This window comes from Brevundimonas sp. Root1279, assembly GCF_001425945.1.
GTDB lineage: Bacteria > Pseudomonadota > Alphaproteobacteria > Caulobacterales > Caulobacteraceae > Brevundimonas.
The window spans coordinates 108,508-122,257 of the sequence record NZ_LMEB01000008.1; the positions used below are offsets into that span (position 1 = coordinate 108,508).

At 71.3% G+C, this 13,750-nt stretch carries 11 protein-coding genes; 8 read left to right on the forward strand and 3 right to left on the reverse strand.

From position 1 onward, the window contains the following. The first annotated feature begins 39 nt into the window (after nucleotides 1–39). From ASC65_RS12580 to ASC65_RS12605, 6 genes are read left to right on the forward strand one after another with little or no spacing between them, the layout of a single operon-like run. On the forward strand, nucleotides 40–1,089 hold the full coding sequence (locus ASC65_RS12580; RefSeq protein WP_056453800.1) for an aldo/keto reductase: 1,050 nt from the start codon (nucleotides 40–42) through the stop codon (nucleotides 1,087–1,089). Then, entirely contained in the window at nucleotides 1,086–1,391 is a 306-nt protein-coding gene (locus tag ASC65_RS12585; RefSeq protein WP_056453803.1) for a UxaA family hydrolase, read from the forward strand. The genes ASC65_RS12580 and ASC65_RS12585 overlap by 4 nt, the downstream gene beginning before the upstream one ends. Continuing rightward, nucleotides 1,388–2,584: a UxaA family hydrolase gene (locus tag ASC65_RS12590; protein ID WP_056453806.1), complete on the forward strand. Its 1,197-nt coding sequence runs from the start codon at nucleotides 1,388–1,390 to the stop codon at nucleotides 2,582–2,584. The genes ASC65_RS12585 and ASC65_RS12590 overlap by 4 nt, the downstream gene beginning before the upstream one ends. After that, nucleotides 2,584–3,315, forward strand: coding sequence for an SDR family oxidoreductase (locus ASC65_RS12595; protein ID WP_056453808.1), 732 nt, complete (start codon nucleotides 2,584–2,586; stop codon nucleotides 3,313–3,315). Before ASC65_RS12590 ends, ASC65_RS12595 begins: the two co-directional genes overlap by 1 nt. Nucleotides 3,316–3,318: 3 nt before the next feature. Continuing rightward, on the forward strand, nucleotides 3,319–4,167 hold the full coding sequence (locus tag ASC65_RS12600) for a fumarylacetoacetate hydrolase family protein (protein ID WP_056453810.1): 849 nt from the start codon (nucleotides 3,319–3,321) through the stop codon (nucleotides 4,165–4,167). A gap of 24 nt (nucleotides 4,168–4,191) precedes the next feature. Continuing rightward, on the forward strand, nucleotides 4,192–5,091 hold the full coding sequence (locus tag ASC65_RS12605) for a hypothetical protein (RefSeq protein ID WP_056453813.1): 900 nt from the start codon (nucleotides 4,192–4,194) through the stop codon (nucleotides 5,089–5,091). Nucleotides 5,092–5,435: 344 nt separating this feature from the next. On the opposite strand, the gene ASC65_RS12610 is transcribed toward ASC65_RS12605, so the two are convergent. The 3 genes from ASC65_RS12610 to ASC65_RS12620 are packed head-to-tail and all read right to left on the reverse strand — an operon-like array spanning nucleotide 5,436 to nucleotide 9,491. Continuing rightward, entirely contained in the window at nucleotides 5,436–6,065 is a 630-nt protein-coding gene (locus ASC65_RS12610) for a 2-dehydro-3-deoxy-6-phosphogalactonate aldolase (protein ID WP_235561490.1), read from the reverse strand. Then, nucleotides 6,062–6,937, reverse strand: coding sequence for a 2-dehydro-3-deoxygalactonokinase (locus ASC65_RS12615; RefSeq protein ID WP_056453814.1), 876 nt, complete (start codon nucleotides 6,935–6,937; stop codon nucleotides 6,062–6,064). The genes ASC65_RS12610 and ASC65_RS12615 overlap by 4 nt, the downstream gene beginning before the upstream one ends. Nucleotides 6,938–6,941: 4 nt before the next feature. Then, complete coding sequence (locus ASC65_RS12620) at nucleotides 6,942–9,491, reverse strand: glycoside hydrolase family 3 protein (RefSeq protein WP_082526045.1); 2,550 nt, start codon at nucleotides 9,489–9,491, stop codon at nucleotides 6,942–6,944. A 276-nt stretch (nucleotides 9,492–9,767) separates the two neighbouring features. Between ASC65_RS12620 and ASC65_RS12625 the strand changes: the two genes are divergently transcribed. After that, nucleotides 9,768–12,032, forward strand: coding sequence for a hypothetical protein (locus ASC65_RS12625; protein WP_056453817.1), 2,265 nt, complete (start codon nucleotides 9,768–9,770; stop codon nucleotides 12,030–12,032). Nucleotides 12,033–12,046: 14 nt separating this feature from the next. After that, nucleotides 12,047–13,675, forward strand: coding sequence for an alpha-L-fucosidase (locus ASC65_RS12630; protein ID WP_056453820.1), 1,629 nt, complete (start codon nucleotides 12,047–12,049; stop codon nucleotides 13,673–13,675). Nucleotides 13,676–13,750 lie beyond the last annotated feature (75 nt).

The following is a 13,750-nucleotide window of genomic DNA, read 5'->3' on the forward strand; positions in this document are numbered from 1 at the left end:
GATCCTTGCTCGCATTCGTCTACGAAGATGACTTCACCAATGAAAATAGAGTCGGGTGACAACGGGGGCGTCCCGGGACGGCGCGCCGTCGCCGGCCTGACCCCGCTCGGCTTCGGCGGCGCAGCCATCGGCAACCTCTATCGACCGGTGACAGACGTCGAAGCGCTGGAGGCGGTCACCGCCGCCTGGGACGTCGGCGTCCGCTATTTCGACACGGCGCCCCACTACGGTTTCGGCCTCGGCGAAGAGCGGATGGGCGCGGCGCTGAAGGCGCTGGACCCGCGCGGCGAGGCCGTCGTCTCGACCAAGGTCGGCCGCCTCCTTCAGCCGGTCGCCGACGCCGCCCGCGAGCGCCACGGCTTCGTCGAAGCCGCCGCCTTCGAGCCGGTCTTCGACTACTCCCACGACGGCGTCCTGCGCAGCTTCGAGGCCAGCCTGAAGCGGTTGCAGCGCGACCGCATCGACATCCTCTTCGCCCACGACCTCGGCGCGGCGACCCATGGCGCGGCGCACCCGGAGCGCTGGGCCGAGTTCATCGGCGGCGGCTACCGGGCCATGCGACGCCTGCGCGACGAGGGCGTGGTCGGCGCCATCGGCCTGGGCGCCAACGAGTGGCAGGTCTGCGAGCAGGCGCTGGCCGAGGGCGAGTTTGACGCCTTCCTGCTGGCCGGCCGCTACACCCTGCTGGAGCAGACCTCGCTGGACAGCTTCCTGCCGCTCTGCGCCGAACGCGGGGCCTCGGTGATCGTCGGCGGGCCGTTCAACTCGGGCGTCCTGGCCTGCGCCGTCCCCTCGGACGACGCCCACTACGACTACGCCGCCCCGCCGGCCTGGGTGGTCGACAAGGTCGACGCCTTGCGCGCCGCCTGCGCCGCCTGGAGCCTCGAACTGCCGGCCGCGGCCCTGCAGTTCCCCCTGGCCCATCCGCAGGTCGTCTCGGTCATCCCCGGCGTCGCGGACGCAGACGAGGCCCGTGCCGCCGCCGCCCGTATCGCCGCGCCCATCCCTCCCGGCTTCTGGCAGGACCTGATGCGCCGCGGCCTGATCCACCCCGCCTCGCCCCTGCCCCAGGCGGAGGCCGCCGCATGAGCCTGTCTCCCGTGATCCAGTTGCACCCCGACGATAACGTCCTGGTCTGCCGCGCGCCCGTGAAGGCGGGCGATCGCATCGATCTGGGCCAGACGGTGCTGATCGCCGACGCCGATGTCGCCGTCGGTCACAAGATCGCCCGCGCCCCGCTCGCCGTCGGCGACAAGGTGCTGAAGTACGGAGCCCCGATCGGCTCCATGACGGCGGCTGTAGCCGCCGGGGGCCACGTGCACCTGCACAATATGAAGAGCGACTACATCGCCAGCCACGGCCGCGACGCGGCCTCGGAGCGACGGGCATGATCGAGGCGCGCCTGAGATCGGACGGCCGCAAGGGCATCCGTAACGTCGTCATCGTCGCCTATCTGGTCGAGTGCGCCCACCATGTGGCGCGTCGGATCGTGACGGCGACGGACGACCTCGACGTCCACCTGATCGGCTTCCCGGGCTGTTATCCGAACAGCTACGCCGACCGGATGATGAAGGCTCTCGCCACCCATCCGAACGTCGGCGGGGTGCTGCTGGTGTCGCTGGGCTGCGAGAGCTTCAACCGGCGGGCCTTGCGCGAGACCGTGCTGGCCAGCGGCCGGCCGTGCGAGCTGCTGGTCATCCAGGAGACCGGCGGCACCGCCTCGACCATCCGCGCCGGCGTCGAGGCCGTGGCCCGCATCCGCGAGCAGGCCGAGCAGGCGCCGCGCGTGCCGATGCGACTGGACGAACTGGTCGTCGGCACCATCTGCGGCGGCTCGGACGGGACCAGCGGCATCACCGCCAATCCGGCCGTCGGCCGCGCCTTCGACCAGCTGGTCGCGGCCGGCGCCGCCTGCATCTTCGAGGAGACCGGCGAACTGGTCGGCTGCGAGACCATCATGGCCGACCGCGCCGTGACGCCGGCCCTGGGCCGCGAGCTCGAGGCGGCGGTCGAGAAAGCGGAGCGCTACTACACCGTCATGGGCTTCGGCAGCTTCGCGCCGGGCAATGCCGACGGCGGGCTGACGACCCAGGAAGAGAAGTCGATGGGGGCCTATTCCAAGTCCGGCTCCTCGCCGATCTCGGGCCTGATCAAGCCGGGCGACCTGCCGCCGACGGGGGGGCTCTACCTGCTCGACGTGGTGCCCGACGGCGAGGTCCGGTTCGGCTTCCCCAACGTCAGCGACAACGCCGAGATCGTCGAGCTGATGGCCTGCGGCGCGCACCTGACCCTGTTCACGACGGGCCGGGGCTCGGTGGTCGGCTCGGCCATCTCGCCGGTGATCAAGGTCTGCGCGAATCCCGAGACCTACCGCCGCATGAGCGAGGACATGGACGTGGACGCCGGCCGCATCCTTGAGGGCCGGGCCTCGCTGGACGAGGTCGGGGCCGAGATCGTGGATCTGGTCGAGGCGGTGGCCGCCGGCCAGCGCACCTGTTCCGAGGCCATGGGCCACCAGGAGTTCATCCTTACCTACAAGAGCTTCGAACCGATCGGGCCGGCCTGCCTGCCGGGGCGCGCCTGATGGGCGGGCGGCTGCAAGGCAAGGTCGCGCTGATCACCGGCGCCGGCCAGGGCATCGGGCGGGCGGCGGCGGAGCTGTTCGTCGCCGAGGGCGCGACCGTCTGGGCCACGGACGTCGATCCCGGGCACATCACGACGATCGAGGGCGCTCGGGCGCGGACGCTGGACGTCACCGATCCGGCGGCGATCGAGACGACGGCGGCGGAGATCGGGCGGCTCGACGTGCTGTTCAACTGCGCCGGCTATGTCCACGCGGGGACTATCCTGGACTGCGGCGAGGCCGACTGGGCCCGGTCGCTGGAGCTCAACGTCACGGCCATGTACCGGACCGTGCGCGCCTTCCTGCCGGCGATGATCGCGGGCGGCGGCGGGTCGATCGTCAACATGGCCTCGGTGGCCAGTTCGATAAAAGGCGTGCCCAACCGCTTCGCCTATGGGGCCACCAAGGCGGCGGTGATCGGCCTGACCAAGGCCATAGCGGCGGACTATGTCGCCGACGGCGTCCGCTGCAACGCCATCTGCCCCGGCACCATCGAGACCCCGTCGCTGAAGCAGCGGCTGGCGGCGACCGGAGACTATGAGGGCGCGCTGCAGGCCTTCAAGGCGCGGCAGCCGATGGGGCGGCTGGGCCGGGCCGAGGAGATCGCGCAGCTGGCCCTCTATCTGGCCTCGGACGAGTCGTCGTTCACCACAGGGGCCGAACACATCATCGACGGCGGCTGGATCGGATAGGCCATGAAGCTACTCAGACACGGCCCCTCCGGCGCCGAAAAGCCGGGCCTGCTTGACGCCGAGGGCCGCATCCGCGACCTCAGCGGCGTGGTCGCCGACATCGCGGGGGACGTTCTGTCTCCCGACAGCCTGTCCGCTCTGGCCGCGATCGACCCTGCGAGCTTGCCGCTCGTGGCCGAGGGGACCCGCATCGGGCCCTGCGTCGGGCGGGTGGGCAAATTCCTGTGCATCGGCCTGAACTATGCGGACCATGCGGCCGAGACCGGCGCCACCGTGCCGGACGAGCCCATCCTGTTCATGAAGGCGACCAGCGCCATCACCGGGCCGGACGACGTGATCATCCAGCCCCGCGATTCGACCAAGCTGGACTGGGAGGTCGAGCTGGGCGTGGTGATCGGCTCGACCGCCCGCTACGTCTCCGAGGCCGAGGCGCTGGACCATGTGGCCGGCTATTGCGTCATCAACGACGTCTCCGAGCGCGCCTTCCAGTTGGAGCGCGGCGGCACCTGGGACAAGGGCAAGGGCTGCGACAGCTTCGGCCCGATCGGCCCATGGCTGGTCACGAAGGACGAGGCCGGGGCCGTCGACGACCTGGGCATGTGGCTGGAGGTCAACGGCCGCCGGTTCCAGGACGGCTCGTCGAAGACGATGGTGTTCAAGCCCGCCGAGCTGGTCAGCTACGTCAGCCGCTTCATGAGCCTGCAGCCCGGGGACGTAATCTCCACCGGCACGCCGCCCGGCGTCGGCATGGGCCAGAAGCCGCCCGTCTATCTGCAGCCCGGCGACGTGATCGAACTGGGCATCGAGGGCCTGGGGCGACAGCGCCAGACGGTGGTCGCCGAGGGCGGCTGAACACGTCCTGGGGAGGGACTGAGGATGAAGAGTCGCGTAGTCGCCGCCGTCGGCCTGACGGTGCTGATGTCCGCCTCTGTCGCGACGGCCCAAGCCGTGGGCCAGGCCCCGCCGCCGACCACTTCGCCGGGCGGCTCGGCCTTCACCCGCACCGACCAGGCCCGCGAGGAGGAGCGGATCGCTCGCCTCCACGGCGATGCTGTCCTGACGCCGGCGGAAATTCGGGCCGCAGCGACCGCATCGCTGGCGGCGGCCGGCGTGGCCTGCCAGGTCCAGGACGCCACCAATCCCGGCCGCTCCGGCGCCGATCGGATCATCGAGGTCTCCTGCCTCGACGCGCCGGGCCTCTTGGTCGTCACCTCGTCGCCGCCGCAGGTGCTCAACTGTCTGTCGCTGGACGTCAGCGCGGCCAGCGGCGTGACGCCGTCGGTGCTGTGCGCCCTGCCCGCCAACAAGGACCCGGTCGCCGCCGTGCGCGGCTACGCCCGGACGCTGGGCCTGAACTGCACCGTCGACGCGGCGGCCTGGACCGGCCGGATCGGCGCCGACTCCGACCGCTATGAGATCGGCTGCGCCCGGGCCGAGGGCTATTGGGTCGAGGTCGACAGCCGCGGGACGCCGACCCGAAAGCTGGAGTGCCTGGAGGTCGCCCGCGCCGGCGCCAGCTGCCGCTTCACCACGGCCGAGGAGCAGGCGGCGACGCTGAAGGCCCGTTTCGAGGGCACGGCGGCCGCGCCCTGTGACGTAACCCGGGCGCGCTTCGTCGGGGCCAACGCCGACTACCGCTTTTACGAGGCGGCCTGCCGGGGCGACGAGGGGCTGATCGCGCGCTTCAAGCCGGATGGGGCCTTCGACGAGGGCTACCCCTGCGCCGACGCCGCCAACATCGCGGGCGGCTGCACCCTGGGGCGGCCGGAGGACTGAACGAGGCTCGCCACGTATCGACTTGGTAGCATCCGAGCCGAAAAATTGCGGGCTACCAACCCTACCATGACGCTCACTTCAGTTCGTCGCCTTGGCTGGCGAGTATGCTGCGAAGTAAGCACAGCGCAGGTGCGCCAACGCCCGTTCACGGACGTCGATTCATGCAAGATTTCAAAGACCTGTGACCACGGCTTGAGGTGGCGACAGGAGAGTCTAGCACCGGTCAATTCCGGGGTGCGTCGATTGCGACGAGCAATCTCGCCGCGGCGCACGGCGGCGCCACGGATGGATTTTCGGGGGTCGAAAGGACCTGAGAGCAATTGGGCCGGATTGCGGCGGAGAAATCAGTCTGCGGCGCGCCAGGCGGCGACGAAGGCGGCGGCCTGTTCGGCCACCTGCTCCGGCGAGCGGCCCGGGCGGTAGAGGGCCGAGCCGATGCCGAAGCCGGAGGCGCCGGCGAAGCGCCAGGCGGCCAGGCTGTCCGGAGCGACCCCGCCGACCGCGTAGAGCCGCTGGTCGGGGGGCAGAACGGCGCGGACGGCCTTGAGTCCCGCCACGCCCGCGATCTCCGCCGGGAACTGCTTCAGCACCTGGGCCCCGGCGGCGAGCGCTGCGAAGGCCTCGGTCGGGGTGAAGAAGCCCGGCATCGAGACCAGACCCGCGGCGCGGGTGGCGCGGATCACGGCCGGGTCGCTGTTGGGCGAGATGACGATCTGGCCGCCGGCGTCGGCGACGTCGCGCACCGCCTGTTCGCTCAGGACGGTGCCGGCCCCGACGATGGCGCGCTCGCCCAGGGCGTCGCGCAGTAGACGGATACTGGTCAGGGGGCGCGGCGAATTGAGCGGCACCTCCAGACAGGTGAAGCCGGCGCCCAGCAGGGCCTCGCCCACGCCGACCGACTCCTCGGGCGTCAGGCCGCGTAGGATGGCGACCAGCGGCAGGGCGTCGAGCCGCCCGATGATCTCGTCGCTCACTGCGAAGCCTCCCAGATGCGCCACAGGCCCGCGGCCGTGACGGTTTCGACGTCGGCGGTCTCGACCCGAGCATGACCGGCGATGGCCAAGGCCTCGGCGTAGCGGGCCGACAGGGCCGGGGCGCCGACCAGGGTGACGTCGACCGACAGGTCCGCGCCCGCGACCTCGGCCCCGATCAGAAGACCGGACAGGTAGTCAGCGGCCCCGCCGGGATCGAGCCGTCCGGCCAGTCCTTCGACCCGCACGGAGAACAGCGCGGCCGAGACGTCGCGGTCCTCCAGACTGCGTTCGACGCCGCGACGGAAGGCCTCGGCGTCGCCGCCAGGATCGCCCATCCCCGAACCGAGCATGGTGGCGGAGCGAACGGCGGCGAACAACTCGCCGGTCAGGAAGGTGCGGAAACGGGCGATGCGGCCGTCCTCGACGGCGATCCATTTGCTGTGCGTGCCGGGGGCGACCACGAGGCGATCATCGGCGTCGAGGCCGAACACCTGGGTCTCCTCGCCCCGCATGACGTCGCGCAGACGCCCCGCGGGACTGAGGGCGACGCCGGGGACAATCCGAAGGTCGCGACCCGGATCCGGCTTCGCCAGGCCGGCGGCGAGGTCGGTCGCCGACGCAGGACATGGCCGGTAGTCGACCTCAAGCCACCGCCCGCGCGCGCCGGCCATGCCGCAGACCAGGACGGGAGCCTCGCCCAGCCAGTCGCCGGCGACCTCGGCGAGGACGGCGGGGAAGTCGGCCGGCCCCAGGCCCGCCGCGCCGCGCGGATCGCTGCGGTGGGCCAGGACGGCGCCGCCCGCGGCGATCTGCATGACGCGGAGGTTGCTGCCGCCCCAGTCGACCCCGATCAGGGCGGGTTTGTCGCTCATCGCCTCACCGTGCCGGGCAGATCGCGTCGCCTTCGTTCGAGGCGAGCCGGATGTCCTCCAGCGTGACGCCGAAGGCGCCCTGTGTCGACAGCATGAAGGGGGTGTCGACCGCACCCAGGTCGGCGCCCGCGTCCCGGAAGCAGGACAGCCGCACCTTGACCGTCCGCCACTCGCCCACCGGGGCCGCCTGGAAGACGCCGGTGGCGTCCACCGCCCCCTGCCCGACCAGGAGCTGGATCGGGCCCGCCGGCTTCGCGTCGACGCGGTAGCGGAAGGCCAGGGCCATCTCGCCGTTGGCCTGGCGGTTCAGGTCGACCGGACGGGCGGCGAGGGCGGCCTGGCCCTGGCCGGTGAAGGCCAGGCTGATGGCCGACTCCTGAGCCCCGCCGTCGACGGCGCGCATGGTCACCGTCTGGCGCGGCGACTGTCCGAACTTCTCCTGGCCGAGGCGGAACTCGCCGCCCGCGTCGCGCAGCATCAGCGACCACGGCGGGATGAAGCGGCCGTCGACGAAGTACCGGTCCAGGCTGGCGGCGTCGCCGGCCACGCCGCTCTCCTCGCTCAGGGTCGGGACCCGCGCCGGGGCGGCGTAGCTCAGGCCGTAGCCGTAGGCGAACTGCGGGTCATAGCCGGGCTGGCCGCGGTTCAGCGGCGCGCCCGTGGCGTCCTTGGGCCAGGAGAAGCTGAGCTTGCCGTGGAAGTCGTGGCGTGGGCGTCCCTGCGCGTCGCCGATCAGGACGTCGGCTACGCCGGCGCCCTCGGTGCCGGGCAGCCAGGCGGCGACGAAGGCGTCGGACTGGTTGATCTCCGGGTTGGTCCACAGCGGACGGCCCGAGAGGAAGACCGAGACGGTCGGGATGCCCGCGGCCTTGAGACGCTTCAGGGTCTCAAGCGGTTCGGTCTGGACGAAGTCGAGGTTATCGACGTCGCCCTGGAACTCGGCGTAGGGCGTCTCACCGAAGACGACGATGGCCACGTCCGGCTTCCTGTCGAAAGAGCCGTCCGGGCTGAGGGTGGCGCTGCCGCCGCTGGCCGTCACCGCCTCCTGGATGCCGCTGAAGATCGACTGGCCGTTGGGGAAGTCGGCATTCGCGTTGCCCGTGCCCTGCCAGGTCAGGGTCCAGCCGCCCGACGCCTGGCCGATGTCGTCGGCGGAGCCGGCGACGAGCACGTTGGCGCCCGCCCGGATCGGCAGGACTGAACCCTCGTTCTTAAGCAGAACCAGCGACTTGCGGACCGCCTCTCGCGCGATGACGCGGTGTTCGGGCGAGCCGAGGGCTTCGAAACGCCCCTCGACCGGACGGGCGTCCTCGAACAGGCCGGTCTTGACCTTGGCGCGCAGGATGCGGCGCACGGCCTCGTCCAGGCGGGCCTGGGAGATCTCGCCCGACCGGACCTGGGCCAGGGTGTTCGTATAGAGCGGCTTCCAGCTGTCGGGGGCCATCAGCATGTCGATGCCGGCGTTCACGGCCAGGGCGCAGGACTCGTTCGAGCAGCCCGGCAGCTGGCCGTGGGCGTTCCAGTCGGAGACCACGAAACCGTCGAAACCGAGCGGGCCGCGCAGGACATCCGTCAGGATGGTCTCGTTGCCCGAGTGCTTGACGCCGTTCCAGCTGGAGAAGCTGGCCATGACCGACAGGACGCCGGCGTCGATGGCGGCGGGGTAGCCGCCGACGTGGATGTCGACCAGCTCTTGCTCGGAGCCCTTGAAGTCGCCCTGGTCCTTGCCCGTATCGGTGCCGCCGTCGGCGAGGAAATGCTTGGCCGAGCCGGCGATGTGGCCGGGGGCCAGGTGGCCGTCAGCGGTCAGGGCGCCCTGCAGGCCCAGGGTCATCGGGCCGGCGTAGCTGCGGGCGACTTCGGGGTCCTCGGCATAGCCCTCATAGGCGCGGCCCCAGCGATCGTCGCGCGGCACGGCCAGGGTCGGGCCGAAGGTCCAGTCGGCGCCGGTCACGGCGACCTCGAGCGCGGTGGCCTCGCCGATGCGCTGGATCAGGGCCGGGTCGCGCATGGCGCCCAGGCCGATGTTGTGCGGGAAGATGGTCGCGCCGACGACGTTGTTGTGCCCGTGCACGGCGTCGATGCCGTAGATCAGCGGGATGCGGGCGCCGGGGCGGGCCGCGGCGGCGGCGCGGAAGTCCTGGGCCAGCTTGACCCAGGCCTGGGGCGAGGCGCGCTCGTCACCGCCCGGCGAGGAGTTGCCCCCGGCCAGGATGGAGCCGAGCGGATAGGTCGCCAGATCCTCGGGCTTGATGGCCGAGATGTCAGCCTGGATGAGTTGGCCGACCTTCTCCTCGACGGTCATGCGGCTCATCAGCTCGGTCACGAAGGCCTCGGTGCGCGCGTCGCTCATCGCATCGGGCGACGACGCGTGCGGCCAGACGGCCGGGTGGGCGCGCGAGGCGTCGGTGACGATCGAGTCGGCCGGCAGGACGTGGGAGGCCGGCGTCTGCTGGGCGCGGCCATCCGTAGCGCAGCCGGCCGCGGCCAGAACAAGGGCGATGCCGGTGAGGGCGAAAGCACTTTGGGAGACGGGGCGGAAGCGTGAGGTCATGGTCGGTCCGATCCAGCGAAAAGACCGGCGCAGCGGATCACCGCCGCGCCGGTAGTCGGCTCAGGTGCAAGAACAAGGGTCGCGTGAAGGCGTGGGGCCCATTCGGAAACACGGTTGGGCGACTTCCCCCCGAGCCCCTTCGCGAATGACTTCGGCGAGGCCCTTGTTTTTACCAGTGCAAACTTGATGCACAGGTGACAAACCTGTCAACCGCAATCTAGATAGCGCTAACAATTGAATGCGGCCGTCGAGCCGCGCGTGGCGTGGGAGGGGCGGATGCGGCTCGAACTGAACCGGCGACAGGCGGGCGTCGCCCTGCTGGCCACGGCCGCCGCGAGCGCCCTCGCCTGCCCCGCCGCTGCGGCCGCCCCCTATGTCTGGCGCAATGTGAAGGTCGGGGCCGGGGGCTTCATCCCGGGCATCGTCTTCAGCCGCGTAGAGAAGGATCTGGCCTACGCCCGCTCGGACATGGGCGGGGCCTATCGCTGGGATTCGCGGGCCCAGCGCTGGATGCCGCTGCAGGACGGCTCGCCGGTCGGCAACGATTTCGGCGTCGAGAGCATCGCGCCCGATCCGGTCGATGCGAACGTCGTCTATGCGGCGGTCGGCGTGCACCGCCGCGAGCCCGCGGCCATGCTGCGCTCGCGCGACCGGGGCGTGACCTGGGAGCGCTTCCCGGTCGACTTCCGCATGGGCGGCAATGAGGACGGCCGCGGCCTGGGCGAACGGCTGGCGGTCGATCCCAACGACACCCGCATCCTCTATTTCGGCTCGCGCCACGACGGCCTGCAGCGCAGCGAGGACGCCGGCGCGATCTGGCGCAAGGTCGACAGCTTCCCCGTCGGCGGCCAGGGCCTGCAAGCGGGTGGGCCGACTCATCCGGGCCTGAGCTTCGTGGTCTTCGATCCGGCCAGTGGTGCGGCGGGCACTCCGACACGGACCCTGTTCGTCGGGGTGGCCGACCCGGGCGGACCGCGGCTCTACCGTTCGGACGACGCCGGGGCGAGCTGGACGGCGGTCGCGGGCGGGCCGCGGGCCGAGCTGTCCGCGGCCAAGGCCGAGCTGGACGGGCGCGGCGTGCTCTATCTGACCGCGACGCTCGGTGTCGGGCCGAACGGGATCAGCGACGGCCAGGTCTGGCGGCTGGATACGAAGACCGGCGACTGGCGCGACATCAGCCCGCCGCGGCCGCTGGGCGGCTTCATGGGGATCTCGGTAGACCGGCAGAAGCCGGGGACGCTGCTGGTCTCGACCCTGAACCGCTGGCAGCCGGGCGACACCCTGTGGCGCAGCACCGACGACGGACGCAGCTGGAAGAGCCTCCGCGAACAGGCGCGGCACGACGTCAGCGCCACGCCCTTCCTCAACTGGGGCAATGACAAGCCAGACTTCGGCTGGTGGATCGCGGCCCTGGCCGTCGATCCGTTCGACTCCGACCGCGCCGTCTATGCGACGGGGGCGACGGTCTACGCCACGCGCAACCTGACCGAGGCCGACCGGCGCCGCCCGACCGACTGGGCGCCCTGGGTCGAGGGCATCGAGCAGACGGCGGTGATCACCCTGATCAGCCCGCCGGCGGGCCCGGCCCTGCTGACCGGCTTCGGCGACATTTCGGGCTTCGCGCACGAGGACCTGGGCCGCTCGCCGACCCTGCAGTTCACCACCCCGGTCTTCGCCAACACCAACCAGATCGACTACGCCGGGCGCGCCCCGAACATCGTGGTGCGCAGCGGCACGCCCCACGAGGGCGTCGGCTCGGAGGGCCACGACGGCTCGACCATCGCCTGGTCCGACGACCACGGGCGCAGCTGGAAGCCGCTGGGCCGGCCTCGGCCGGCGGGCGTGGCTGAACAGGCGTCGAACCCGCGGATGGACCTGTACCGCGACGCGCCGATCACGGTGACGGCGGACGGGGCGACCTTCGTGCTGGCGACGCCGCAGGTGGTGATCTCGACCGACCGCGGGGCGGGTTGGAAGCCGGCCCAGGGCCTGCCGCTGCTGCTGCGGCCGGTGGCGGACCGGGTCGATGCGGGCCTGCTGTACGCTCTGGATTTCGACCGCGGCGAATGGTGGGTCAGCATCGACGGCGGAGCCAGTTTCGCCCCCGTGCCGAGCCGGGGCCTGCCGGCCGACCTGGCCCGCGACAAGCCGACCTGGCGCGAGCAGGCCTGGCCGCTGAAGGCGACGCCGGGACGCGACGGCGACCTGTGGCTGGTCTCCAAGTCGGGGTTGTTCCACACGGCCGACGGCGGCCAGAGCTGGAGTCGCGTCGACGGCGGGCTGCAGGTCGAGATGATGGACTTCGGCAGGGCCCCGGCGGGATCGACCTACCCGGCCCTGTTCGCGATCGGCACGGCCAGCGACGGGACGCGCGGCGTCTACCGTTCAGACGACCAGGCCCGGTCGTGGGCTCGGGTCAATGACGCCGCCAACGAATGGGGTCGGCGCTTCCGGGCCATCGCGGGCGATCCGCGCGTGTTCGGGCGAGTGTATGTGGCCACCGACGGCCGCGGCGTGGTCTATGGAGAGCCGGGGGAATGAGCGTGAGATCGTCGATGAACCTGTCCCGCCGCGGCCTGCTGGGCGCCGGCCTGGCCGCCCCCGCCCTGACCGGTTGCGCCACGGTGGGCGGCGCCGAGGCCAAGGGGCCGTTCGAAGCCAGCTGGGACTCGCTGATCGCGGGCTATCAGACGCCGGACTGGTTCCGTGACGCCAAGCTGGGCATCTGGGCGCACTGGGGCCCGCAGTGCGTGCCCGAGTTCGGCGACTGGTACGGGCGCCAGATGTATATCCAGGGCAACCCGTACTACGAGCACCACCTGAAGAATTACGGCCACCCCAGCCGGACCGGCTTCATGGAGATCATCGGCCAGTGGAAGGCCGAAAACTGGGATCCCGCGAGCCTGATGGATCTCTACCAGGCGGCCGGAGCGAAATACGTCGTGGCCATGGCCCAGCACCACGACAACCTCGACCTGTTCGACTCGAAACACCACGCCTGGAACAGCCTCAACGTCGGGCCGAAGAAGGACATCGTCGGGACCTGGGAGAGGCTGACGCGCGAGCGCGGCCTGCGCTTCGGGGTCAGCAACCACGGGGCCCACGCCTGGCACTGGTGGCAGACGGCCTACGGCTATGACGCCGAGGGGCCGCTGGCCGGTCGGCGCTACGACGCCGCCTGGCTGCGGCGCGAAGACGGGGCCGGCAAATGGTGGGAAGGGCTGGACCCGCAGGAGCTCTACACCGGCCCGACCTTCGCCCCGCCGGAGGGGATCGCCTCGATCGCCGAGATGAACGCCTGGCACGACGCCCGCGACGGCCAGTGGATCGAGACTCCGCCCGAGAGCAACCCGGCCTTCGTGCGGTCCTGGGTGGCGCGCCAGAAGGACCTGGTCGATCGCTATCGGCCGGACATGGTCTATTTCGACAACTACGGCCTGCCGCTGGGCCAGCACGGGCTGGACGCCACGGCCCACTACTACAACGCCTCGCTGGGCTGGCGCGGCGAGCTGCCGGTGGTCAACGGCAAGCGGCTGGAGCCGGCGCAGCGCAAGGGCATCGTGGAGACCTTCGAGCGCGGCTTCACCGACAGCCTGATGCCCGAGCCGTGGCAGACCGACACCTGCATCGGCGACTGGCACTACAACCGCTCGCGCTTCACCGATCATTCCTATGTGCCGGCCAAGGCCGTGGTGCAGCGGCTGTGCGACGTGGTCAGCAAGAACGGCAACCTGCTGCTCAACATCCCCATGCGCGGCGACGGCTCCATCGACGACGACGAGCGCCATATCCTGGCCGACATGGCCGCCTGGATCGCCGTCAACGGCGAGGCGATCTTCGAGAGCCGGCCGTGGCGCAGCTACGGCGAGGGCCCGACCCAGGTGGTCCAGGGCATGCAGAACGAGGGCGGCGCCCGGCCGTGGACGGCGCAGGACATCCGCTTCACGACAAAGGGCGGACAACTGTACGCCATCGCCCTGGACTGGCCGGAGAGTCGGACGCTGGCCATCCGATCGCTGGGCAAGGCGGCGCTGGAAGGGCGCTCGGTCGAGCGGGTCGAGCTACTGGGCGGCGGCGAGGTGAGGTTCACGCAGACGGGCGAGGCGCTGACGCTGGAGCTGCCGGAGCGGCGGCCGACGGCGTTCGCGCCGGTGTTCCGCGTGCACGGCCGGGGGCTGGTCTAGCGCTTGTCATCCCCGACACCGCGCAGCGGTGATCGGGGACGGAGGCGTACCCCCTTCTGGCCTCCCGGAAATCGC